Source organism: Sporosarcina cascadiensis (assembly GCF_009650995.1).
Lineage (GTDB): Bacteria > Bacillota > Bacilli > Bacillales_A > Planococcaceae > Sporosarcina > Sporosarcina cascadiensis.
Map to the genome: position 1 here is coordinate 57,021 of NZ_WHVV01000006.1, position 24,023 is coordinate 81,043.

Consider the following 24,023-nt stretch of genomic DNA (forward strand, 5'->3'; position numbering starts at 1 on the left):
ATTGTCGAGGGCGGACAGATTGTCCTACCCTCACTAACTGTGGTCATTTGCAGATAGTGATGTAATCTTGATTGGTCAATTAGGTTATCTCCTTGCTGTCAATCCACTTGTCAATTGCGTCTAAATCAAAAAGCAGTATGCGCTCTGATGGTTTGATGAACGGGATCTCTCGTCTACGCATGAGCGTATATATATGAGACTTTGATATCGGGCAACCTACTGAGTGAAGATACTCGCTTAGGTTCGCCGCGCCCCTTACTCGTCTGCGCGTTTGCATGGTTACACCTCCTATTAAAATGCCTCTAGTTGTTTACCTCGTCAATCAATATTATAAGGTTTGCCTTCCAGAAATGAAAAGCAAAGTACAACCGTAAAGGTATTAACACTTGTCCCTGGTACGATCCGAGAAATCGGAATGTAGTAGCTGATCAGTTTTGAGTATGGACTTTTTGGTACAAGGTGGATCGGCAGCCGGATAATCGGCCGCGAGAAGATGTATCTAATTTTGGACCGATGTCTCGAAGTGTCAGCACTTTGCGGACAACTATCCATAGTTTGACCGTGGCTGATCCAGTAGGGACCAAATTGGTCGGTACTGATTAATGAAAAGATGTCCTCAATTTTGGGGAGATGAAATAGGCCGGCTGATATTTCAGCTGAGAGAGGTATACGCAGATTTGCACAGTCCAAAATTGGACAGTCAGATATTTAGCAACGAGATAGTTCTTTTACAGTATGTCCGATTTTGCGCAGACCCGATAAGTCGGGAGTGAGATCCGCGTCCAATAATGGATATGTTAATCACAAGTCTCTTTAGCTGCAGAAATAATCTTGTTTCGACATACAAAAAGGAGGTGTAACGCATGAGCGTCAAAAATAATATGCCATCTATAGAAGTACAAAAAAGGATGCATGCGTTTTTTATGAGAACTTCTGCGCCAAGGATTTATGAACAATTGACAGAAGAGGAGAGACGAAAATATGATACCGACAACCACACAGCCATTCGCCAGACGGTTGGAGAACATATTAGCAGGCACTGACTCGCAAATTAAGAAGTTTCATTTGATTTTTAAGGGTATGTGAAAATCACTTACCCCTTTCTGTCCATAGCCCGCCTAAGTTATTTGTTAGCCCCAAACTAGCCCCAATACAGCCCCATATTAATGCTTTTTAATGCCTGTTATTGCATAATGAGGAATAGAGAATATATCTACAAACCTTTGCATAACAGGGTTTCGAGCGTTCACTTGTTGCTATTCGCAATGATAAATAACTATATGCAATAGAAAAGGGGGACTTGTCTTGAAGTATAAATTAAGTATATTAGATCAATCTCCTATTTCATCGGGCAGCAATGCACATGAAGCCCTTAAACAAACCGCCATCCTGGCAGGAAGAGCAGAGCAGTGGGGGTATACGCGGTTCTGGGTGTCAGAACATCATGATGCTGCAGCTTTGGCCGGGTCATCTCCGGAAGTATTGATGGCACATTTGGCTACGGTGACTGACACAATCAGAATCGGATCCGGCGGTGTCATGCTACCTCACTATTCCCCTTATAAAGTGGCGGAAAACTTTAAAGTGCTGGAAGCTGTATTTCCAGGCAGAATTGATGCAGGAATGGGTCGGGCGCCTGCAGGGATGCCGCGCGCAACCTATGCGCTGAATAACGGAAAGTATCAGAACAAAGATCAGTTTCCGAATCAAATCGATGAATTGCTGATGTATCTGAATGATTCGCTGCCTGCAGACCATCTCTATGAAGGACTGAAGGCTGCTCCGATTACAGAAGGAGCACCGCCTGTGTGGATTTTAGGCACAAGTGAAGGTTCCGCAAGACTTGCGGCAGAAAAAGGACTGCCCTATATGTTCGCACAGTTCATTAACAGTGAAGGCGGCAAAGATGCGGCGAAACATTACCGCGACCAGTTTCAGCCTTCCTTATATAATTCAATTCCCAGGCAGGGGGTCGCAGTTTTCTGTATATGTGCAGAAACGGAAGAAGAAGCGGACCGCGTGGCTTCTTCATTGGATTTACTGCTGATCATGCAGCAGCAAGGAATGCCGGTTGATGGTACTCCGAGTCCGGAACAGGCGGCCGCATACGCTTATAGTCAGCTGGAATGGGAACTAGTCCAGTTGAATCGTGAACGCATGGTGGTCGGCACGCCTGACTCTGTCAGCAGACAGCTTGCACAGCTGGCGGATAAGTTCCAAGCGGAAGAAATCATGCTGGCTTCGATAACTTATGACTTTCGTGATAAACTGAAGTCATATGAATTGATCGCAAAAAATTTAATCGAAGGGAGCAAATAACAATGAAATTGATCGACACGAAATATCAGCTGAAAGACAAGGAAAAGCACGTGGGAAAGGTCGCCGGAGTCGAGCATGCAGATGTACTCAATATTCAGTTGAGAAAAGGCGAGGAAGTGGCTGAGCATGACGCAGACCGGGAAGTTTTCATCATAGTCAAAAGAGGAAGAGTGCAATTCACAGTGGAAGGCGAACCGGTGGAAGTGACGCCTGATAACATGCTGCATATGGCACCACTTGAGAAGCACAGCCTGTATGCTTTAGAGGATTCGGATGTAGTAGTTATGAAGATTGCGAAGTGAATAGGAGGCTGAGAGAAGTAGGGAGCTTAAGGAGCTTAGGTCGTGCCTGTGTGTCACACAAATCAAACACAATTCAGAATACTTTCCCAATTGTTTGGCGCACAGGCACCCTAAAAAAGGGGATGAATAGATGTTTCCACAAATTGAGACTGACAGATTACGATTGAGAGAAATTGAACAGGACGATGCTGCAAGTCTTTTCGCGTATTTTTCTACAGATGAGGTAACGAGATATTATGGGCAGGATTCATTTCAGCAGATTGAACAGGCAGAGGATTTAATTAAGAGTTTTTCAGCAAGTTACGATGAAACGAAAGGAATCCGCTGGGGAATTGAACATAAAGAAACCAATGAACTGATCGGAACAATCGGTTTTCATTTGCTGTCACTCCGTCATAAACGGGCAGAAATCGGTTATGACCTTCATCCGGAGCATTGGGGCAAGGGATATGCTTCCGAGGCAGTGAAAGCAGCAATTTCCTACGGTTTTGAAGTGATGGAACTGACGCGAATAGGAGCTGTCGTGTTTATCGAAAATGAAGCTTCTAGTAAATTATTGCTGAAATTGGGCTTCGAAAAAGAAGGAGTTTTGCGAGACTATATGTATCAGAATGGAACAGCGCACGATACATACATATACTCGCTGCTGAAGGTGCCTGTGCGCCATACAACTTGAACACAATTCTGAGTAGTATCTGAATTGTGTGGCGCACAGGGACACTAAAACCTGGGAGATGAGCCGTGTGAGCAAACTAACTATCCGTACAGAAGATGAACCGGCCCTAAGAATTTCGGAAAGTGATCCGGCGATGAAAAAGTTGATTACTGTCATCGGAGATTTGGAGATTTTACTGCGTGCCGATTATCTAACCTCAATTGTCCGGTCCATTATCGGCCAGCAAATTTCCGTCAGTGCGGCAAGTGCTATTTATGCCCGTATGATGGATTTGCTGGGCGGCAACATAACAGCTGAAGCATTGCTGGCTGTGCCAAAGGAAGAACTGAGGCAGGCGGGCTTGACTGAACGCAAAGCGGATTACGTCAAAGACCTGGCGAATAAAATCGCGTCAAATGAGCTGGATTTGGAAAATATCGCTGATTATGATGACGAAGAAGTTATGGAACAGCTGATAAAAGTGAAAGGGATAGGAAAGTGGACAGCAGAAATGTTTCTGATCATGTCGCTAGGGCGCAGTGATGTGCTGGCTATAGATGATGTGGGAATCCAGCGTGCTGCCAAGTGGCTGTATGGAGTAGAGACGTCAGAACGGCGTCAAATTTTGATTGAAAAATCCCCGATCTGGAAACCGTATCGCTCAGTCGTATCTTTTTATTTGTGGGAAGCGATTCACCTGGGTTTTCTGGCTGATTATGAGTCGGTGGATGAGCTGGTTGGTGAACAAGACTGATAAATATGCTGTTCAGTCAATATAATTTTCATGAAAGCTGGGCGAAAGATTATGTGAAACGGTACATAAATCCGGCTGACAAAGTTTTAATCATTCCCTTTTCATTTAGTGATTCCGTTAATAATAGTAAAGACTGGGATCATGCATACAATCAGGAATTTGGAAAGTTTTATCAAAATATCTGCACGCCTTTTTTGTCTTATAGCATTCAAGAAACAAATATCAGCTGGCTTAATTATTTTCTCGATTCCCATGAAACAGCGAAAGAAATGATCAAGAACAGTGATATAATCTTTTTAACAGGCGGCCTCCCGGACAAGTCGATGGATCGGTTAAGGGAGTTCGGTTTACTGAATGAAATTACGAATTATACAGGTGTGATAATTGGCAGCAGTGCCGGAGCTATAATTCAGCTGGCCGAATACCATATAACGCCTGACAAAGATTATGCGAGTTTTTCTTACAATAAAGGGTTAAACTTATTAAGCGATTTTGATATAGAAGTTCATTATGAAGGCAGCGATGTTCAAAACAGTTCCATAAGGAAAGTGTTGGAAGAAAAAGCGGATACCGTATTTGCGATAGGAGATTCCGGTGGGATGATAGCAGCAGATCAGGAAACGATTTCATTCGGAGATACTCAGAAGTTCAGCAGCCATAAATTGAAAATGAGAAATTAGGTTATTGGAATACTGTGAGTAGTTCCGGAAATGTGTCTTGCTCAGACACCTCGAAAATTCCGTCCAGAATATATTTCATCTTCTCGGCGTAAAGTAACTTACGTCTTCATTCATATCAAAAGGAGCCTTTACATGGATCTCATTCAAGGATTGATCAGCTTTATTTTACACATTGATGAACATCTAGTCGATATCATCCAGATATTCGGCGGCTGGTCATATGCTATTTTATTTTTAATCATTTTTATTGAAACCGGTGTGGTGGTGTTTCCGTTTCTTCCCGGCGATTCCTTACTGTTCGCAGGAGGAGCATTTGCAGCAGTAGATGCTTTTAATATTTGGCTGCTTGTCGCAGTCTTCTTTGTAGCAGCCGTATTAGGTGATACAGTAAACTACCATATCGGACGCAAAGTCGGAATGTCGATACCGCCAAACAGCTGGCTGGGAAAAGTCATCAATAAAGAAAAAATGAAAGCTGCAGAAGAGTTCTTTAACAAGCATGGTGGGAAGACGATCCTGATTGCTCGCTTCATGCCATTTGTCCGGACGTTCGCCCCATTCGTAGCAGGCGCAAGCCGAATGAACTACAGATACTTTGCATTCTACAACATCGTCGGCGCAGCGGTTTGGGTAGGATTATGCACATTGCTTGGGTATTTATTTGGTAATATTCCTATCATTAAAGAGAACTTTTCGACAGTATTGCTGGCAATCATCTTTTTATCCGTTTTGCCTGCACTGATTGGTGTAGTGAAAAATAAATTCGGTAGCCAGCCTGCACGGTGACAAAGACTTTGACGGTGCCTGTGCGCCATGCAATCTGGGAACTATTCTGAATTGTTTCTAATTTGTGTGGCGCACAGGCACCATTTAAATCTTCCTGCACATTTCTCGCAAACTTGCAGTGAATCCTTCTGTTTGCTCTGCCGTTCGTTTCTTTGGACCGCGCAGGCGTCCGCCGGCTCTGCGAATCTTTTGCGCCTGGTGTCTGGCGGAAAGAAGCTGGTCGATATTGTCGTTCGTGTACCATCTGCCGTTCTGGTCGATCGGCAACCCTTGTTTGGCCAGTGCCATAGCTGCCAGACCGTAGTCTTGTGTTATCACGATATCGCCTTTCTTAATCCGGTTGACGAGCACGAAATCTACCGCATCCGCACCTTTAGAAACAGTGATGGTTTCTGCACCCTCCCTATGCATTTCATGTGCTGTATCGCAAATCAGCACACAGGGCAGGTTGAATTCATTAGCAATCGCGATGGTTTCATTGATTACAGGACAGCCGTCTGCGTCCACTAAAATTGTTGTCACACTTTTCTTCTCCTTCCGATCTCTTTCAATAGGTTTAGTATAACAAATTTCGGGTATGGTAAGGGAAAACAAGAGACAGAGGGTGACAATATGGCTGATTTACCTGAAAACGAGAAGACTACTATTGAAGAACGTGAAGAGTATGGACGGAAAATCGAAGCACGCAATGATTCCCTGGAGAACAAGGAAGTACTGCCGGAGACGAGAGCATTGGCAGATCACGAGATTCCGCCGCCGTTGACGGAAGAGGAAATCCGAGCAAAAGTCGGCGATCTGAATTACAAAAACGCCAATGATGATAATGCACCGACTGCTATTAATAGCTGATGAGATGAATACTTTATGCAATAGGGGCATCTTGGATGTTCCTTTTTTGTGTTGAATTGAAACCTAATGACCGTGAACTCCGTATATTTCATATAACTTACAATGGAGTGATCGTCAATGAATGAAGGATATTTTGTCGGATGGGGAACGCTGGCACTGATCAACGCGGTACTGGCACAAGGGAAAAATCGAAGCGGCTTGAATTGGTTCATCATTTCGCTTGTGATCGGCCCAATTGCTACGCTCAGCTTAGCACTCTTTGATAAAAAATGATAAACTGTTTAGGAAACCGAAATAACGAGGGGAGTTACTGACACATGCAAATGAACGCAGAAATTTTATTCTCAACTGATGGAAAAGTAACAAAGAATCAATTGGTGAAACAACTGACAGAGAACGAAACGGGAGGCTATTCCTCACTCGTTCTGGAGGGAAGACTGGCAGTGATCATCAAGGATAAAAAGTGGAAGACATTAGAAGACATCCGCAGTATGGCAGGTGAAATATCTCGTGACCTGGCTGCGCGGAAAGTGGAGTCTGCCACGATCAAAGCGGATCAAATAGGGAAGAAATGGTCGTCTGGAGAAGAAGCAGTGACCGCGTTTGTGGAAGGCTGGCATCTTGGGGCGTATCATTTCGACCGCTACCAATCCAAAAAAGCGAATCCTTTAACGAAACTGGAGGTCGCCGGGGCAGATCAGGAAGCTGTGAAAACAGGGGCTGTCCGTGCAGAAGCGATGAAATTCTCACGTGATCTGATGAATGAATTATCAGATGTTCTGAATCCCGAGACGTATCCTGGAGTGCTGAAAGATTATTTCAAAGGCACGAAAGTAAAAGTTGAAGTGCTAGGCAAGAAGGAAATTGAAGAGCGCGAGATGAACGGCGTCCTGACAGTTTGCCGCGGCAGTAAATATGAGCCTTCATTTGTTGAGATGACTTTGCAGACTGATGCTTCCAAGCCTCTTGTCGCGCTGGTCGGGAAAGGTGTCACCTATGATTCAGGCGGTATCAGCTTGAAAGGCGGCCGCGATGACAGTGATATGCGGATGGATATGGGCGGTTCTGCTGCAGTGTGCGGCGCGATGTCACTTCTTGCATATTCAGATGCGAAAGTAAATGTAGTGGCATTGATCCCAATGGTGGAAAATACACCGGGACCGGATGCCGTTATGCCGGGTGAAGTCATTCAATACAAAAACGGCATCAGCGTACAGGTTGGGAATACCGACGCAGAAGGCCGCTTGATTTTGGCGGACGGATTAATACGTGCGAAGGAATTGGACGCGGAATACACAGTCGATATTGCTACATTGACCGGCGCAGTAGTGAGCGCGCTCGGCACGGAAATCGGCGGTGTCTTCGGCGATGAAGATCTGGCGTATAAAATGAAAAAAATCGGTGATCAGAACGGTGATTTCGTCTGGCCGCTGCCGTTGGTGGATGTCTATGATGAGTCGCTGACCAGTGCTTACGCGGATATCAACAATATCAGCTCGATGTCGGAGGCGGGCTCGATCACAGCAGGACTGTTCCTGCGCAAGTTCGCGCCTGAGAAAAACTGGCTGCATGTCGATATGGCAGGCGTCATGGATAAGCAGAAGGCGAAGGGCTATTATACGAAGTCTGCAACCGGCTTTGGTGCCCGATTGCTTGCGGATTATACAGTTTCATTGACTAAATAAAGAATGACAGGTTGTCCAGAAAGCCGGAAATCGAGGCTTTTTGGACAACTTTTTTATGTGGATAATCATTAGATTCGGGTTTGTGATCATAGACACCGGTCATCCGCTCATACTCGCACTCAGCTTGATCATAAACTCCTTGCCTTTGATCATAGGGAAATGACAGATTACTTAATCACAGTAATTTTGCTGTCTTCCGGATAAGCACAGCAGGTAGTTCATCGTAATTTATCTTAAGCTGTTGTTTGTTCGTGCACTTGGATTGTTAATACGTGTCCTAACGTACCTGTTTTAAAAATTTTATTGAGTCATCATTAATACATCAAATCTTTCTCGAATGAAGTTATTGCCAGACCGGCAGAATACGCAACACATCTGCTGCAGTATTTTCACTGATATTATCGATTAATTCATTCATGTTCATCTCTCTACCTGCCCTGCATGCGGTTCGTAATGCTTTTTCACTTCGCTATATACCTCGAGCGCTGTCTCATAAAAGTTACTATCCGGCGCGAGCACGTACGTTTTTTCAGTGTCTCCTAAATTAAAATTTCCTGTATTATCAACTTGCACGCTGCCTGATATTTGGTCATTATGAATGAACGTAATAAAAATGGACTGCTCATCATTTACCGGTTCGTCAACTTCATCGGTATACTTGATTTCATTATAGGCATTTGTGAGCTCTTGAATCATGTCAGTGTCTAGATTTTCCTGAGCTTCAAATGATTCTTCGAGCATTCCAATCGTAAAGTAATCAGCTTTTAGCTGTGTCATTTGAGAATCATGCGCACATCCGCCGACCATTAAAAACAGCAAGAAGACACTGCATATTACGATATATCTCTTCAACATTTTCACCTCGAAATGATATTTTTAAAAACCCGCTATTACTTTAATAGAATATTCCTGACGTATTGCGCGTTTTCTTTTTCGGTACCCAGATTTACTCCGAGTATATAGTCACCTGTTTTTACCGTCAAACAAAAACCTCGATTGTCACGTATTTTCCCATTTACAGGGCAAACTGCATGCGAATTCGAAGTAATTCACCATGGTTACGCTTTATCGTTTATCTGAATTTCATTCAATATTTGTTTTTGTTTTAATATCGTGACGAATCCGTTTGGTTTTACGTCTAAGTATAGAGAAAGAGGTGAACGTTTTGAACGATGAGGAACTCGGCAGGTGGTTTAATGAATACGGTGAATCCATTTTAAGTTACATACTATTGATGGTAAGGGATTACCAGCAGGCAGAGGATTTAACACAGGACACATTTTTAAAAGCTTATAAAAATTATCATTTATTCGAGGGAAACTCGGCACTGAAAACATGGCTGTTCTCGATTGCATACAATGTGACACAAGATCATTTCAGAAAAAAGCACCCGTTGCAGTATTATTTAGGATTAACGATGACGGAGAAAGATTATATGCCAATCCCGGAACAAATTGTAGCCATGCATGATCAGACGGAACAGTTGTATTCGATTATTCAGCAATTAAAGCCATCTTACCGGCATGTCATTATTTTAAGGAAACTGAAAGAGTTTTCTACAGCAGAAACCGCAGGCATTTTAAATTGGTCTGAAAGTAAAGTGAAAATGACGTTAAAAAGAGCGTTGGCTGAATTGAAAATCGAATTGCAAAAAGGAGGATTCAGCTATGAAAGATTCATTGGATGAGCAGTTACATCATCTGCAGGAAGAGCTGCGGATAACGGAAGAGTCTAAAAGGCAGTTACAAAACAAAATTATGCATAGCATACATAGCCGCAAGCAACATAAATCGAGACCGTATCTCTGGGCTGCAGCGGCAATTTGCCTGGCCATCATATTCATGTCTCCATTTTATTCAACTACCATGGCGGGACTGGCTGCTAAAATTTCTCCGATATCAATTACACCAGGCATCGCAGACAGTGATGACAACTCAGGTCTGACATCTCAACTTTATCAGTTAGTGGAAGGGGAAGGATATGAAGTGAATTCTGTAGGGGTATTGCCTTCTCCCGATACCATTGAAATCTCGCTTGTACTAAATGAATTTTCATTACAGTATGCAAAACAGCAACTGGAACCAAAGATCATGAACTTTCTCTCAGATAACGGTTATGACAGTTACGAAATAAAAATCCTGAAAGCAAATGAGAAATTTTTGCCAGATCGTGCGGATAAAACTAATGATCTGTATGATCAGGTACGTGAAATTGTAAAAGAAATATTTACTTCGTATGGATATGCAGAAGAAACAGAATATGAATTGGCAGGCTTAAAAACCTCATTGTTTTCAAATGTTGTGACACTGGACATGCCTGATCATATTAAGGAGAAAAATAAAATTGTAGCAAGTATTGAAAAGGAGCTAAAGACTCAAAAACTAAAAGTGAAAAAAATTGAAGTGAATTCATTCAATCTGGAACATCGACAGCAAGATAATCGCTGGGCTTATATGGTTTCAGATATAAATGAAGCTTTGGCAGGAAAGTCAGTTTATAAACTGGCGGGGATTTCGTATATGGTGAGAGAAGGACGGTCGTATGTGACGATTAAAACAGAGCTGGATAGCCGAACGTCTGACGAAATATTGGAAGAGATTGAAAGAGCGATCCGAGAGTATTTGTCGCTGCCGGACATACAAGAGATTATTCTAAATGATAAGTATGCGATCCAGTTAGTAAATTCAGATGAAGAATTGCTTGTTGAAATAAAGAACTAATCATGAACAGGGAGACCACTGTAAATTGCAGCGGTCACTTTCTTGTCACTACTCTGCACGATATCTTCTTTTATTCATGACTAACAGCAGGTGATAATAGATATTAGCTGCAACAAAGCCCATCAATGCATAGGAAAAGATAATGGATGCGGGATGGTAGACAGGCATTAGAACGAAAATAAAGGCCGTGCCGGCAAGAAGCCCTGTCACTGAATAGACAACCATTTTTTTCAGATATCGGACTTTTGCTGAATGTAGTGTTGTACGTTCAATGATATTATCAATCAGGATAGAAACAGGTATACCAATTACAAGAAAAACAGGACCAGAATATAAGAGTACAAAAGCAAACGTCTCGAAAAAACCGAAATAATAAACATTCGCTTCACGCTGGGAATCAGGTATATACGAAATAGATGAGTAAATAATTGCAAATACAATCGCTGCCAATACTGCCGCTGTAAATCTTTTCATGTGTGGTACCTCCTCTGGTTCCTGCATCAATTCTATCATAATATAATATGGGGATTTTGATAGCAAACATGAGGGATTCTTTAAATCGCATAAAAAAAAGAGGGGAAGCAAAACTTCCTCTCTTCTTTCCTATGTACACCAAACGACTTCGCGTGAAAATGTGCCTTTATGCGCAAGGCAGCGGTCTGTGATGGTAAATCCAGCTTCCTTCAGCATTCCGTCGATGTTTTCGATTGTAATGAACAGACAGCCTTTCGCAAAACGTCTTGCTTCCTTCAAAATTGCCAGCTGCCCTTCAGCCGTAATATGTGTAAACAAATTATAAGGCATATCAATAATTGCCACATCATACTGCTCGTTCACTTCCGCAATAGGCCCGATTGTTACGTCGCCCTCAAGATCAAAATACGCTATATTTTTCCGTGAACCATAGACAACAAGCGGATTAATATCGCGTCCTTCAATTTGAATGCCCATTGATAATGCCTCAACCAGTACCGTACCAATGCCGCAGCATGGATCGATCACCCGCAAGCCTTCGGGGTGAGGCACCGCAATATTAACAGCTGCCCGTGCCAGCCGGGTGCCGAGCGCAGTCGAGTACATATGAGGTTTCTGCTGATGCACATGCCAATCAGACAAACTTTCCGTCAGCTTTCCTGCATACCAGCGATCATTGAGCTGCACAATCCCAATCAATAATTCCGGATCATCCAGCTCAGGCTCACCTGTAATTTGCAGGCCTATTTTGCGCTCGATCTCCCGGCGTTTCGCATGACCGATCTTCGGCGTGCCGGTGAGTTCCATGTCATTTAAACAGGCAGTCTTGAATGTTTGCTCCACAGCTAATTCAGCGGCCTGCTCTGCCAATGAATCCAATGTATTTCCCTGAATCCACACTTCAAGTCTTTCCTTGATGAATGGACTGCGTGACGGATTGATCTCGACATCGCTTATTAGAATATTATCCTGCACGTCACTTCCGAAAAAAGCACGCATTTCCATCCGGCATAATTCCTGTTCATCGCGATGCCGGATATACGTATAGATAAACTGTGATGCTGCCACTTACTTACCTGCTTTCATTTGGCTGAGGCCGCCGAGCACTCTATGGAGAAGCTGAAGAGTCTCTTGAATTGTCATGGATTCATCAAATCCTTTAATTGGATCAAGAGGCATATTCACTTCCCACAGTCCTTCATTGTCAGAGAAGGAGATGCTGAAACCCAGTAATTGCTGCTGCAGCTGTTCTTCAATGAATGAACGGATGGCTTCGCTCTCTTTTTTTCTGCCCTGCAAACCGAACAGCGCCATATATGTTCCGAAAATATCATCCACTTCGAGCACGAGCGAATCGACTTTATATTCTTCAAAGTCCGGAGACGCTACATAGAAAAATTCTGGTAGGTTTGATTTCAGATAGGATATCGGTTGCTGTAAAAAATGTTCATCTGCTTCACGGAGCATTTCTTCCGTTTCCTTTGCGCAGATTTCTAATGTCTCAATTGTTAATGGATTCATTTTGTTCACTCCTCGTTAGTAAGTATACCGGATTGCTTTTCGGGATACCAAGGATTTAAGTGAATTAACACTTCATCGACGTCTTCATTCTGTGCAATAATCAAATTGCGCAATCTGCTCGTAATCACATGTCCTTCCTGAACTGTCAAATCACCTGGAATAGCGATGCGGATATCGACTAATACATAATGACCGTGCTCTCTGGCGCGCAGCCGGTCAATCCGTTTTATTTCAGGCATGGAATGAATGAGCTCTTCAAAGGCAGTTAAGCGCTCATCACTTACGCTTTTTTCCATCAGAATATCAATACTTTCTTTACCGATTTCAATTGCAATTTTCAAAACCAGAATGGATACGATAATTCCGGCAATCGGGTCTCCATAGGCCAGCGGCGGAATTTCGAATGAATCTCCAAGCAATGCCAGTCCTATCCCGACAACTGCTGCAAGAGAGGCATAGACATCAGCTAAATGATCATATGCTGTCGCAATCAGGCCTTTACTATTTTCCGAACGTCCGACACGTATCGTATAAACGTACAGAGTATATTTCCAAATGAGTGAGATAACAGCGGTCAATAAAGCGATCCTGCTGGCGGTCGCCGGATCTTCAAATAATGCCATCACTGCTTCAAATGCAATATAAATAGCGGCCAGTCCTAAAATTATGGCAACAAAACCCGATCCGATTACTTCAGCCTTGCCGTGTCCGTAAGGGTGATCTTCATCTGCAGGGCGTTTTGATATCCTCATAGAAGTCAATGCAGCAGCCGAAGCAACTACATCACCCGCATTGTGGAAGCCGTCCGCCAGTAACACAGGACTCTTGAAAACAAAGCCGACGATCAACTTTAAAATGGTCAGTACAATATTGCTCAGTAAACTTATCCAGATCGCCATGATAGAAGAAGCTGAGTGTCCTTGGTTACTATTGATCATAAGTGTTTCCCTCCTCTACTAGTGTTTCCCCTAAGCAACAAAAAAACCTCGCCTGTTGCAGGCAAGGTTTGGAAAATTTTTAATGGTTGTGTTAGGACAAATTTAGTCATCGTCATCACTCATTCATTTGTAGTTCATTTATTATCCCATGAAATGAAGTTCTGTGCAACTGAGCCGATTGGTGAAGCAGCTAATCAAAGTTACTATAGGATTCGAGTTATGGTATAAGTTGATTTGTAAAGTGCAGAATTTAGGTGGTGCGGTTTTCGTTGCTCGACTTGGCAGGAAGTTTGAACAAAGTGTGGGTTTGCAGTTTAACCCCGCTTCGGCGCTGGGGGATTGCCTTACGCTCTGAGCCTACTGGCGAAAGGCGTGCCAGCAGTCTCATAGCAACGGCCGACCCCGCAGTTGCGCCTACGCTGGTGTGGAGAATGTATGACATGCTGCATTTTTGCAGAGTGTGATTTAGTTGGTATGGTTTTCGTTACTCGACTTTGCAAGCGCGTTGATTACAAGAATCTGATTCCTTTTTGAATGATAAGTTTTGCATGAACACCATAGTTACTATAATAAACTCAAATAGTATGCTCATACAGCCTACTCACACACAAACTATTAAAACACCAGTCAGTGTACCGGAGTGGAAGGCGGCGACTCGGGGAGGATCTGCCCGATAGGATGAGACAACTAAAGGGAGCGAAGCGAAAGAAGATGGCAGAAGGCACCCTGTATTGCCTTGATTTTTGCAAAGAGCGCAAAAATACGGCAAAGCGAACCCTTCGCTGTTCGCTTGGCTCACCGAGGGCCCTCCCGAAAGCGTCCGCCTGGAACGCAGGGAAACGGTCTCTTTCCACTTACCCCATATTGCGCAATCACAGGCTTTCACACAACTATTATTGCTGTTCGACTCGTGGTTTACCCTGTGCAGCAGCAATCACATAACCGATCAGCCCGAACACTACTGCCGGCAAAATCCAGCCGACACCCTGTGTGTATAATGGCAAGTAGCCGAGCACCTTCACTGCAGGTGCCCATTCCAGACCGAATGCGCTTAGCATATCAAATATTCCAATCACGCCGGCAGCGATTAAACCAAGAATATAGACTTCATGGTAGCCGCGGAATAAACGATGGAACAAACGGAAAATTATCAGCACGATTGCCAGCGGATAGATACCCACCAATACCGGAATCGTCACCGCAAGCAGCTGTGTTAAACCAATATTGGCAACAACAGTAGAAAATATGGAAATGATAAATACAAATCCTTTGTATGATACCGCAGTGGCGACCCTTGAAAGATAGGACGCACTGGCAGACACCAGTCCGACGGAAGTCGTCAAGCAGGCAAGCGTTACGGCAAGGCCGAGCAGATACAGACCGTTATTACCCATCAGGGCATATGCAAGCTTCGCTAAAATATCTCCGCCGTTCGTAGCGCCTTCTGCCACGCTCCGGCTCGTCATACCCAAATAGGCTAACCCTGCATACACAAGACTCAATCCTATCACAGCAATAGTACCGGCCTTCATAGTAATGGAAGTAATCGCTTTTCTATCCGTAATCCCTTTCGCTTTCACGGCATTAATGACAATGATGGCAAAGACGAGAGCAGCCATTGCGTCCATCGTTCCGTATCCTTCAATAAATCCTTTGAAAAAGAAGTCCTTGGAATAGGGCTCTTGAGGCAAACCAGCTTCACCAACAGGGTTGACAATGCCGATCAAGACAATGAGCGTCACGATAGCAAGCAATATTGGTGTTAAAATACTGCCGAACCGATCGACCATTTTATTGGGCTTCAATGACAGCCAGATCGTCACGGCGAAGAAAAGAATCGAAAACAATACCAATGCCAGCCGGGTATAAGAATCTGGAACAAATGGGGAAACCGCAATCTCAAATGATACAGTCGCCGTACGCGGCACTCCAAAAAACGGTCCAAGTGCTAAATACACAACTAAAGGAAAAATCATGGCGAACAACGGCGAGGCTTTTCCGGCCAAGTCGCTTAACTGATTCCCGCTCATCGTCACGGCAATGACACCTAAATAAGGGAGTCCGACACCCGTGATTAAGAAGCCCGCCAGCGTAATCCATGTCTGCGTGCCTGCCTGCTGACCGAGAAGCGGCGGGAAAATCATATTTCCTGCGCCAAAAAAGAGGGCAAACATGGTCAGCCCTAATTTCAGCGTGTCAAATCTGGTAAAACTATTCATTGTAAACTGCCTCCTGAAGTACTCTGAAAACTATATGTATTTTGATAATGGAACTTGTGCATAACCTCCATGTTATGCATTGCTGTAACACTATAAGATAAGTAATAATGTTCTGTCAAGTATACACAGTTGTTTTCACTATATAATGAAGAAACTGGAATTGAACCATAAAAAAGGGCCTCCGAAGAGACCCGCAAACATTTACCCCATAATATGATAACCTGCATCTACGTAAATAACTTCTCCTGTTACTCCGCTAGACAGATTACTAAGCATCGCTACCGTCATATCAGAAACTTCTTCCGGTTTAACATTGCGCTTTAGTGGAGCACGTTCTTCGATTTGACTCAGGATGGTATTAAAGGAAGGAACTCCTTTAGCAGACAATGTGCGCACTGCACCTGCAGAGATGGCGTTGACCCGGATATTCTTCTCGCCGAGTTCAGATGCTAAGTAGCGTACGGACGCTTCAAGAGCAGCCTTCGCAACGCCCATGACGTTATAGCCTTCCAATACACGTTCCGCGCCTAAATAACTCATCGTGATGATTGCGCCGCCTTCCGTCATATATTGGCGTGCTTCCCGTGCGGCAGCCACCAATGAATAAGAACTGGAGTCCTGCGCAAATGCATAGCCGTCACGTGTTGTCTCTACGAATGGATTGTGTAAATCTTGCTGATGAGCGAAAGCAATAGAGTGAACGACACCGTGGATCACGCCGACTTGTTCACCGATGGTCTTAAATGCCTGCTCCATGCTTTCATCACTGTTGACGTCACACTGTACAATTTGTGTAGCTTTCAATTCATGTTTATCCAGAGCTTTCTCTAACTTTTCACGGGAACGGTCTTTTCGGTAGGTGAAAATGACATTAGCGCCAACAGAGAATAATGATTTTGCTACACCCCAGCCAATGCTTCGTTCATTCGCAACACCCATAATAACAATGTTTTTACCTGATAGTTTTAATAAATCTTCCATAATAGCCTCCTGAATTACAGTAGTCACAATAATTTTCATACTCCTCATAATAGTACCATATTGAATGAAAGAACTGATACCTTTTCTGCAGACGGATAACTGCATTTATAAATTGACTGTTAATAAATAAAAATACAGTTGACTTTATAATTATACATACGTATACTTATCACTAATGAATAATGAGGTGATGACGATGAAGGTAGGAATCATAGGAGCGTCAGGGTACGGGGGCCTCGAATTGATCCGGCTGCTGCAGGGCCACCCCGAAATTGAACAGATTGATTTATTCACATCTTCGGAAGAAGGAACCATATTTTCTGATAAATATCCACATTTAATGAATATTCATGATCAGCCTATGCAGGCGATAGAGCAGGAAAAAGTCCGGCAGCTGGATACTGTTTTCTTCAGTACTCCGGCAGGCGTAACAACTTCTTTACTTCCGCCACTAGTAGGAACGGGACCAAAATTAATTGATTTAGCAGGCGACTTCCGGCTGAAAGATCCGACTTTGTATGAACGGTGGTATCAAAAAGATGCACCGGAACTGACATTTCTTGAGAAAAGTGTTTATGGACTGCCTGAATGGAATAAAGAACTGATTAAAGATGCCGAATTCATCGCAAATCCGGGATGTTATCCGACTGCCGTGCTGCTTTCATTGCTTCCATTATTAAAGAATGGGTTGATTGACGGAAGCCAGCTGGTCATCGATGCGAAAAGCGGTGTATCCGGCGCGGGCAACAAACCAAGTGCAGCTACGCACTTTAGTGAGACAAACGAAAACTTCTCCATCTATAAATTGCATCAGCATCAGCATATCCCGGAAATCGAGCAGGCGATGAACCATTTCGCCGGCCAGCCGGAGCCCATCACATTCACTACGCATCTGGTGCCGATGACAAGAGGCATCATGGCGACAAGCTATGCAAAAGTGAATGGCCAGTTTACTGAACAGCAGTTAGCAGAATGCTTAAGAGAAACATACAAAGACAGCCCGTTCGTACGTGTTCTGACGGATATTCAAAAAATCGGGACAAAACAAGTCTACGGTTCCAACTATTGCGATATACATGTCAAGGTAGATCCAAGAACGAACCGGGCAACCATCGTGGCGGTCATCGACAACCTCGTAAAAGGGGCTGCGGGCCAGGCCATTCAGAATATGAACATCCAATATGGATTGGATGAAACGACCGGAATTGATAATATACCATTATTTATTTGATTCATAGACATCATAGAAAACACCAGAATTGAAGGGAGCACTACTATGGAAACCATCGAAAGCATGAAGCGTATCTCGCGTAAAAATATTGTGTCACCAAAAGGGTTTAAGGCAGTCGGCATCCATTGCGGACTGAAACATAAGAAAAACGATCTGGCGCTCTTGGTCAGCGAAGTGCCGGCAAGCGTTGCGGGAGTCTTCACTACGAATGCGATCCAAGCGGCTCCGCTGAGTGTCACGAAACAAGTCGTCTATGAGACGCAGAAAATGCAGGCAGTCGTCATCAACTCGGGTAATGCCAATGCATGCACAGGTAAACAGGGAATGCTGGATGCGCTGCAAATGCAGCAGGAAACAGCTGATCACCTGGGAATTGATAAAAGCTTAGTCGGCATCGCTTCAACAGGCGTCATTGGGGAAGCAATGAAAATGGAGCCACTGCTAGAAGGCATCAAGCAACTGCAGCCCATTGATAGTCTGGAAGGTTCCATTCAATTCTCTCAAGCTATTTTAACGACTGATACGGTTACAAAGAATACAGCGTATGCAACAGCGGTGGATGATCGCGAAATCGTTATTGCCGGCGTGGCAAAAGGTTCCGGCATGATCGAACCGAATATGGCGACTATGCTCGGTTTCATTACAACAGATGCAAACATTGAATCGGAATACTTACAGCAGGCATTAAAGGAAATAACAGACGTTACGTTCAACTCGATTACAGTTGACGGAGATACTTCTACCAATGATATGGTACTGGTCCTGGCGAACGGAATGGCAGGAAATGATGCGTTGACACCTGCGCATCCCGATTGGCAGTCGTTTATTAATGCACTGCATGCGGTGTCACTCGACTTGGCGAAAATGATTGCTAAAGACGGAGAAGGTGCAACAAAACTGATAGAAACAAAAGTGACAGGTGCAATTTCTGATGAAGAAGCGCGTAAAATTGCCAAATCAGTAGTTGGTTCCCCGCTTGTGAAGACAGCAGTTTTCGGATGTGATGCCAATTGGGGCCGTATCATTGCAGCAATCGGCTACAGCGGGGCGGCAGTTGATCCGGATACGATTAATATCTATATCGGCACGACGCTTGTAGTGGAAAACAGCGAGCCCGTCGAATTTTCTGAAGAAGATCTGCTGATTTATCTGAAGCAGCATGAAGTGAAGTTTTTAGTGGAACTGAACCAGGGACCGAAAAACACTGGTCAGGGAACAGCATGGGGGTGCGATCTGACTTATGACTACGTCCAAATCAATGCAACCTACCGTACGTAAGCGCCAGGTTATCAAACTGGGCGGCAGTATGCTCGATGAATTGAGCACAGCTTTTTTTGACAGAGTGAAACAATTACAGCAAGAAGGCATACAATTAGTAATCGTCCATGGCGGCGGACCCAATATCAATCAGGAACTTGCGGACCGCGGCATCACATCTTCCGTAGTGAACGGCTTTCGAGTGACATGTGGAGAAGCCATCGGTGTCGTCCAGTCCATCTTAATCGGACGTGTGAATCCCGCGCTCGTTCACCGTTTTAATGAAGAAGGTGTCAAGGCAATTGGATTGAGCGGTTTTGATGCGAATCTGTTCACTTGTGATTTGCTGGATTTTGAGACCTATGGATATGTAGGGGAGATTCAGGAAGTGAAAACGGAGATTCTGGATTCATTGCTCGAAGCAGGTATTATTCCCGTCATTTCCTGTATCGGTGCAACGAACAAAGGGGAGCCGTTAAATGTTAATGCAGATACAGTCGCAAGCCGCATTGCACTAGCAATTGAAGCGGAAAGTCTGCTGCTTGTAACAGATACGCCGGGTATTCGGATTCAAGATCAGCCACAGGCGCATGCAGTGCCTTCAGATATTCAGGGCTGGATTGAATCGGAAGATATTTACGGCGGGATGATCCCGAAAGTGCAGGCGGCAATGGACTGTCTCCAGGCAGGAATTCCATCTGTCCAGATTGTCGGGCAGCAATTGTCCGGCACGATTATTACAAATGAGGAGGCTGTCGTGTGACTTCATTATTCAATAACTATGCAAGACGTTCTGTGCACCTGGTGAAAGGCCGGGGTACGGTCGTCACGGACGATCAAGGGAAAGAGTACCTCGATTTTACAAGCGGCATCGCCGTCGTCAGTCTTGGCCACGCACATCCCGCGATTGTCAAAACGCTGAACGAACAGGGTGAAAAACTGTGGCATACCTCGAATTTATTCGAAAGTCCTGAACAGGAAAAGTTAGCGGAAACGCTGATGAAAGATACCGGTCTTGCGTACGCATTATTCTGCAACAGCGGTACAGAAGCGAATGAAGCGGCAATCAAACTGGCAAGAAAGCATACTGGAAAACATCATATACTGACGTTTAAACAGTCTTTCCATGGACGGACTTTTGGTGCCATGGCAGCAACCGGTCAGGAAAAGATTCAGCAAGGCTTCGGTCCAATGCTGGAAGGCTTTGAATGGCTGCCGTTTAACGACGCAGTTACGCTTGAAAATGCAGCGAATGAAAAAACAGCAGCGATCATGCTTGAGGTCATCCAAGGCGAAGGCGGCGTCAATTCTGTTGACCCGGCATTCGCAAAAGCCGTAATGGAAACTTGTGAAAAGTACGGCATCCTATTGATCATTGACGAAGTGCAGACGGGAATCGGTCGAACGGGCACGCGCTATGCTTACGAGCAGACAGCTTTGAAACCCGATATCGTCACACTGGCGAAAGGGCTCGGCGGAGGCTTTCCGATTGGGGCACTCTTAGCGGGGAAAGAGTTGTTCGATACATTCGGTCCAGGTTCCCACGGCACGACATTCGGCGGGAATCCGCTAGCTGTATCGGTCGCTCAGACAGTTGTCGATCTAGTGTTTGAACCTGCATTCTTACAAGATATACAGGAGAAATCAACATACTTGAAAGAGCAGCTGACTGCGGCAATTCCAGCAGATAAGTATTCATTGCGAGGAAACGGGCTTCTGATCGGAATTCATTCGAATGAAGAAATCGGTTCTGTGATCCAGCAAGCAGAGCAGCAGGGGCTATTGCTTGTGCCGGCGGGAACGAATGTTATCCGCTTGCTGCCCCCGCTGACTGTCACGAAGGATGAAATTGATCAGGCAGTTGCGATTTTGAAGAAGTTATTAGTGTAAAGCTACTTGAATTAAAGCAGTCAGCGAACTGCTATTCAATTTGCAGGAATTCTCCAGCAGCGGAGGATTCCTTTTTAGTTTTTTCTATACAAAAAAATCTCACTCAGGTATAGTAAATGAAACAAAATTAATAGATTGGAAGTGTTGCAGACTTGAAAAAACTATGCGGTATGCTGCTGGCTTTGTTCATCGCAGCTTTTGTATTCCCACTGTCTTCTTTTGCCGCTGTATTCACAGATGTGTCAGACCAACATTCCGCCGCTGCAGAAATAAAATATTTAGCCGATAAAGGAATCCTTCTAGAAAAGCCGAATGAAAAATATCGAGTCAATGATCCAATTACGCGCTTAGAAGCTTCTGCGATGATCCAGCGGGCACTTAATCTGCCGATGGAGAATCGTCCGAGTGTAGAATTGAGCGATATAAAAACTTCCCATCCTCACTATGCACTCATTGCGACGATGGTCGATGAAGGGATTTTCACAGGTAATCCCAAGCAGCAATTCCTGCCGGACGGCAACTTAAAAAGAGGACAGATGGCTGCTGTTTTTGTTCGTGCATTTGACTTGAAAGGAAAGACCGATTATCGCTTCCGTGACGTGCCAAGTACATACTGGGCACTCCCGGATATTCAGACATTGTCTGTCAAATCCATAACAACAGGCTTTCTCGATAATACTTTCAAGCCTAATCAATCGCTGACACGCGGACATTTTGCCGTGTTCCTTGCGCGAATTCTAGAACCGGAATTTACAGACACCCCCGCCTGCTATAAAGGGGATAATAGAGCACAGCAAATCATTAATGTTCCTGTTGCTACGCTGTGGAAAACGCCTGGTGACAAGCGTCATGTTGATGCAGCTGCTGTCAGTAAAACACCGGATATCGCCAAGTGGCTGAAGGAAATGGATCTGCCTCAAAAACAATGGCTGGTAGGCAAGGTCGAAACACAGGCCCTTTACGGTCAGGAAGTAAAAGTATTGCAGACACATAAGGACTGGGTGCAAGTGGCTGTTCTGGATCAATCTTCACCGAAGAATGCAGCGGGTTATCCGGGGTGGATGCTGAAAAGTCATTTGACGACTGTCTATCCCAATTATTCATCATGCGAAAAGGCAATGGTGAAAACGAAGACTGCTGTTTTATCACAGGATGAGAAAGGTCAAAAGCCTTTCCGTACGATTAGTTTTAATACCACGCTGCCGATTGTTGGAAAAGCGGGGAACCTCATGGCTGTTCAGACACCCGCTGACGGTGTGAAATACATCAACAAGAATACTGTCAAGACAGTGAACGCAAAAGGAACGATGCCGAAACCGACAAAAGAGCAAATTATAGAAACGTCTAAAACTTTTGATGGATTGTCTTATCTATGGGCAGGCACTTCCGGTTTCGGCCTGGATTGCTCAGGATTTACGTATTCCGTTTACCGCCAGCATGGCATAGACTTACCCAGAGATGCCTCTGTTCAAGCCGTTAACGGTTTGAAAGTGAATAAGAAAGATTTACAGGCGGGGGATTTACTGTTCTTTGCATACAATAAAGGAAAAGGCACTGTACACCATGTGGGCATGTATATCGGCAATGGCCAAATGATTCACGCGCCGAATCCAAAACGGACAGTAGAAATTGTACCGCTGACATTGGAACCGTATAAAACAGAATACGCCGGGGCACGCCGATACCTGCGTTAAAGAAAATATTTTGATTTAATAAATATTATCAAGCTGGTTAGTTCACTATCATGTAATTAATAAAGAAGTACAATCATACATCCTTGCGCTGTTTTAAATGGTAGCCGTGGAGGAAGATATGAATAAGTGCTTCTTTTTTTATGTTTTGAATTACTTTTTAAATTTAAAAATTGTAATAGAAGAGTTTGCAATTGAAACTACACAGTGCTGCAACTTGACATGTGGCCTCAATGGGCAAGAATACCAAGCTAATAAGTCAGCTATATTAATGGCTAACTTTGCTTGCTGCGTAGCTATTCACTTAAATTTGCAACGCCAATTTGAGTTGTAAAACTGTGTATTTTCATTTTGCACTATACAATTTTAGTGGAAAACTCAGTATTATAATAAAGGAATCGAAGAACGATTTTCGCGTCCCTAGTTGACCTATCATACGATGGATGCTGTATACGATTTCGAAACGAATTACGAACAGGTTCATCGCGTGGGTCATCGATCAATCATTGCCTACAAACTAAGAAATGAACCAGAGCCTATAGATTTTCATGAACATTTTGCGCTGGCTTGTTTTCATGAGTATCCGTAAGGTTATAATGCCAACTATGAAACGTCGATATATACGTACCCGATAGAATGCAAGGAATGTTTGCTCGCAAACGAGGGTATCTGCCTGAAAGTATACAAAGTCAAATTCACCACTGATCTGCGGAGATATACGGCACTAGCTCGCGGCTCTAGTGCTTTGAAAAAGTTTTTTAATTGCAGAACTGCCGTTGAACGCGTCAATGCTTGAAAGACTTTTCCAGCTGACCAATGTACATTATCGCACAGGAAAACGGGCAAATGTTCATTTCGACTTATTAGCCCTAATATTATAACGCTTCTAAGCTCCTACTGATCGAATCAATGTCTAGTTATCATTGTTTCAAGCTGCATGATTTCTTTTTTTGAAATACAATTTGCCAATTCGGCCCTTGTTTGTGTTTTTTAAAAGAGCAATTCTGAAATTGACTCATGTGTGAAAAAATAGAAACAAACTAGTTAACTCAATCCAAAAAAACTTATAGC

At 43.9% G+C, this 24,023-nt stretch carries 25 protein-coding genes and 1 pseudogene; 18 read left to right on the top strand and 8 right to left on the bottom strand.

The genetic code is table 11. The annotated features are described in order from the left end of the window. Positions 1-863 precede the first annotated feature (863 nt). From GDZ68_RS08210 to GDZ68_RS08240, 7 genes are all read left to right on the top strand, one after another. A complete protein-coding gene (locus tag GDZ68_RS08210) occupies positions 864-1,043 on the top strand; it encodes a hypothetical protein (protein ID WP_153721795.1) in 180 nt (59 codons plus the stop codon). Between the two features lie 262 nt (positions 1,044-1,305). Further along, positions 1,306-2,319: an LLM class flavin-dependent oxidoreductase gene (locus GDZ68_RS08215; RefSeq protein WP_153721796.1), complete on the top strand. Its 1,014-nt coding sequence runs from the start codon at positions 1,306-1,308 to the stop codon at positions 2,317-2,319. Positions 2,320-2,321: 2 nt separating this feature from the next. Continuing rightward, positions 2,322-2,621 carry a cupin domain-containing protein gene (locus GDZ68_RS08220; protein ID WP_153721797.1) on the top strand — a complete coding sequence of 100 codons (300 nt, stop codon included), beginning with the start codon at positions 2,322-2,324 and terminating at the stop codon, positions 2,619-2,621. A gap of 130 nt (positions 2,622-2,751) precedes the next feature. After that, positions 2,752-3,297: a GNAT family N-acetyltransferase gene (locus tag GDZ68_RS08225; RefSeq protein ID WP_153721798.1), complete on the top strand. Its 546-nt coding sequence runs from the start codon at positions 2,752-2,754 to the stop codon at positions 3,295-3,297. A gap of 67 nt (positions 3,298-3,364) precedes the next feature. Then, positions 3,365-4,030, top strand: coding sequence for a DNA-3-methyladenine glycosylase family protein (locus tag GDZ68_RS08230; protein WP_194841099.1), 666 nt, complete (start codon positions 3,365-3,367; stop codon positions 4,028-4,030). Positions 4,031-4,083: 53 nt separating this feature from the next. Then, the gene (locus GDZ68_RS08235) at positions 4,084-4,710 is read left to right on the top strand and encodes a Type 1 glutamine amidotransferase-like domain-containing protein (RefSeq protein ID WP_228551052.1); all 627 of its coding nucleotides are present in this window, start codon (positions 4,084-4,086) and stop codon (positions 4,708-4,710) included. A gap of 132 nt (positions 4,711-4,842) precedes the next feature. Beyond that, complete coding sequence (locus GDZ68_RS08240; protein WP_153721801.1) at positions 4,843-5,496, top strand: DedA family protein; 654 nt, start codon at positions 4,843-4,845, stop codon at positions 5,494-5,496. Positions 5,497-5,580: 84 nt separating this feature from the next. Here the strand turns inward: GDZ68_RS08240 and GDZ68_RS08245 are convergent, their stop codons facing one another. Further along, a complete protein-coding gene (locus GDZ68_RS08245) occupies positions 5,581-6,018 on the bottom strand; it encodes a YaiI/YqxD family protein (RefSeq protein ID WP_153721802.1) in 438 nt (145 codons plus the stop codon). A gap of 90 nt (positions 6,019-6,108) precedes the next feature. Here GDZ68_RS08245 and GDZ68_RS08250 point away from each other — a divergent pair, with 90 nt between their 5' ends. The 3 genes from GDZ68_RS08250 (at position 6,109) to GDZ68_RS08255 (ending at position 8,030) form a co-directional block, all read left to right on the top strand. After that, entirely contained in the window at positions 6,109-6,345 is a 237-nt protein-coding gene (locus GDZ68_RS08250; protein WP_153721803.1) for a hypothetical protein, read from the top strand. Between the two features lie 117 nt (positions 6,346-6,462). Then, positions 6,463-6,618: a hypothetical protein gene (locus GDZ68_RS18070; RefSeq protein ID WP_194841100.1), complete on the top strand. Its 156-nt coding sequence runs from the start codon at positions 6,463-6,465 to the stop codon at positions 6,616-6,618. 44 nt (positions 6,619-6,662) lie between these two features. Further along, the gene (locus GDZ68_RS08255) at positions 6,663-8,030 is read left to right on the top strand and encodes a leucyl aminopeptidase family protein (RefSeq protein WP_153721804.1); all 1,368 of its coding nucleotides are present in this window, start codon (positions 6,663-6,665) and stop codon (positions 8,028-8,030) included. Positions 8,031-8,450: 420 nt separating this feature from the next. Here the strand turns inward: GDZ68_RS08255 and GDZ68_RS08260 are convergent, their stop codons facing one another. Beyond that, complete coding sequence (locus GDZ68_RS08260; RefSeq protein WP_153721805.1) at positions 8,451-8,885, bottom strand: hypothetical protein; 435 nt, start codon at positions 8,883-8,885, stop codon at positions 8,451-8,453. Positions 8,886-9,186: 301 nt separating this feature from the next. On the opposite strand from GDZ68_RS08260, the gene GDZ68_RS08265 reads away from it, so the two are divergent. After that, on the top strand, positions 9,187-9,717 hold the full coding sequence (locus GDZ68_RS08265; RefSeq protein WP_228551058.1) for an RNA polymerase sigma factor: 531 nt from the start codon (positions 9,187-9,189) through the stop codon (positions 9,715-9,717). Beyond that, a complete protein-coding gene (locus GDZ68_RS08270) occupies positions 9,698-10,750 on the top strand; it encodes a DUF4030 domain-containing protein (RefSeq protein WP_153721807.1) in 1,053 nt (350 codons plus the stop codon). Before GDZ68_RS08265 ends, GDZ68_RS08270 begins: the two co-directional genes overlap by 20 nt. Before the next feature lie 48 nt (positions 10,751-10,798). Here GDZ68_RS08270 and GDZ68_RS08275 read toward each other — a convergent pair whose 3' ends face one another. The 6 genes from GDZ68_RS08275 to fabI all read right to left on the bottom strand — a co-directional run bounded on the left by GDZ68_RS08275 (position 10,799) and on the right by fabI (position 16,883). After that, complete coding sequence (locus tag GDZ68_RS08275; RefSeq protein ID WP_153721808.1) at positions 10,799-11,224, bottom strand: hypothetical protein; 426 nt, start codon at positions 11,222-11,224, stop codon at positions 10,799-10,801. A gap of 129 nt (positions 11,225-11,353) precedes the next feature. After that, entirely contained in the window at positions 11,354-12,292 is a 939-nt protein-coding gene (locus GDZ68_RS08280) for a TRM11 family SAM-dependent methyltransferase (RefSeq protein WP_228551053.1), read from the bottom strand. Continuing rightward, positions 12,293-12,745 (bottom strand): protoporphyrinogen oxidase, encoded by a 453-nt coding sequence (locus tag GDZ68_RS08285; RefSeq protein ID WP_153721809.1) that lies wholly within the window; start codon positions 12,743-12,745, stop codon positions 12,293-12,295. A 5-nt stretch (positions 12,746-12,750) separates the two neighbouring features. Next, the gene (locus GDZ68_RS08290; RefSeq protein WP_153721938.1) at positions 12,751-13,680 is read right to left on the bottom strand and encodes a cation diffusion facilitator family transporter; all 930 of its coding nucleotides are present in this window, start codon (positions 13,678-13,680) and stop codon (positions 12,751-12,753) included. Positions 13,681-14,576: 896 nt separating this feature from the next. Beyond that, positions 14,577-15,902, bottom strand: coding sequence for a branched-chain amino acid transport system II carrier protein (gene brnQ, locus GDZ68_RS08295; RefSeq protein ID WP_153721810.1), 1,326 nt, complete (start codon positions 15,900-15,902; stop codon positions 14,577-14,579). A 201-nt stretch (positions 15,903-16,103) separates the two neighbouring features. Further along, on the bottom strand, positions 16,104-16,883 hold the full coding sequence (gene fabI / locus GDZ68_RS08300) for an enoyl-ACP reductase FabI (RefSeq protein ID WP_153721811.1): 780 nt from the start codon (positions 16,881-16,883) through the stop codon (positions 16,104-16,106). 196 nt (positions 16,884-17,079) lie between these two features. Between fabI and argC the strand changes: the two genes are divergently transcribed. The 6 genes and pseudogenes from argC to GDZ68_RS18210 form a co-directional block, all read left to right on the top strand. Continuing rightward, positions 17,080-18,114 (top strand): N-acetyl-gamma-glutamyl-phosphate reductase, encoded by a 1,035-nt coding sequence (argC, locus tag GDZ68_RS08305; protein ID WP_194841101.1) that lies wholly within the window; start codon positions 17,080-17,082, stop codon positions 18,112-18,114. A gap of 45 nt (positions 18,115-18,159) precedes the next feature. Continuing rightward, positions 18,160-19,392 carry a bifunctional glutamate N-acetyltransferase/amino-acid acetyltransferase ArgJ gene (gene argJ, locus GDZ68_RS08310; protein ID WP_153721813.1) on the top strand — a complete coding sequence of 411 codons (1,233 nt, stop codon included), beginning with the start codon at positions 18,160-18,162 and terminating at the stop codon, positions 19,390-19,392. Beyond that, positions 19,355-20,134 carry an acetylglutamate kinase gene (gene argB, locus GDZ68_RS08315; RefSeq protein WP_153721814.1) on the top strand — a complete coding sequence of 260 codons (780 nt, stop codon included), beginning with the start codon at positions 19,355-19,357 and terminating at the stop codon, positions 20,132-20,134. Before argJ ends, argB begins: the two co-directional genes overlap by 38 nt. Continuing rightward, the gene (locus GDZ68_RS08320) at positions 20,131-21,261 is read left to right on the top strand and encodes an acetylornithine transaminase (RefSeq protein WP_153721815.1); all 1,131 of its coding nucleotides are present in this window, start codon (positions 20,131-20,133) and stop codon (positions 21,259-21,261) included. The genes argB and GDZ68_RS08320 overlap by 4 nt, the downstream gene beginning before the upstream one ends. Positions 21,262-21,413: 152 nt before the next feature. Then, a complete protein-coding gene (locus tag GDZ68_RS08325) occupies positions 21,414-22,955 on the top strand; it encodes an S-layer homology domain-containing protein (protein ID WP_153721816.1) in 1,542 nt (513 codons plus the stop codon). Between the two features lie 388 nt (positions 22,956-23,343). Continuing rightward, a pseudogene (locus GDZ68_RS18210) lies at positions 23,344-23,906 on the top strand (IS5/IS1182 family transposase); the annotation flags it as partial. Positions 23,907-24,023 lie beyond the last annotated feature (117 nt).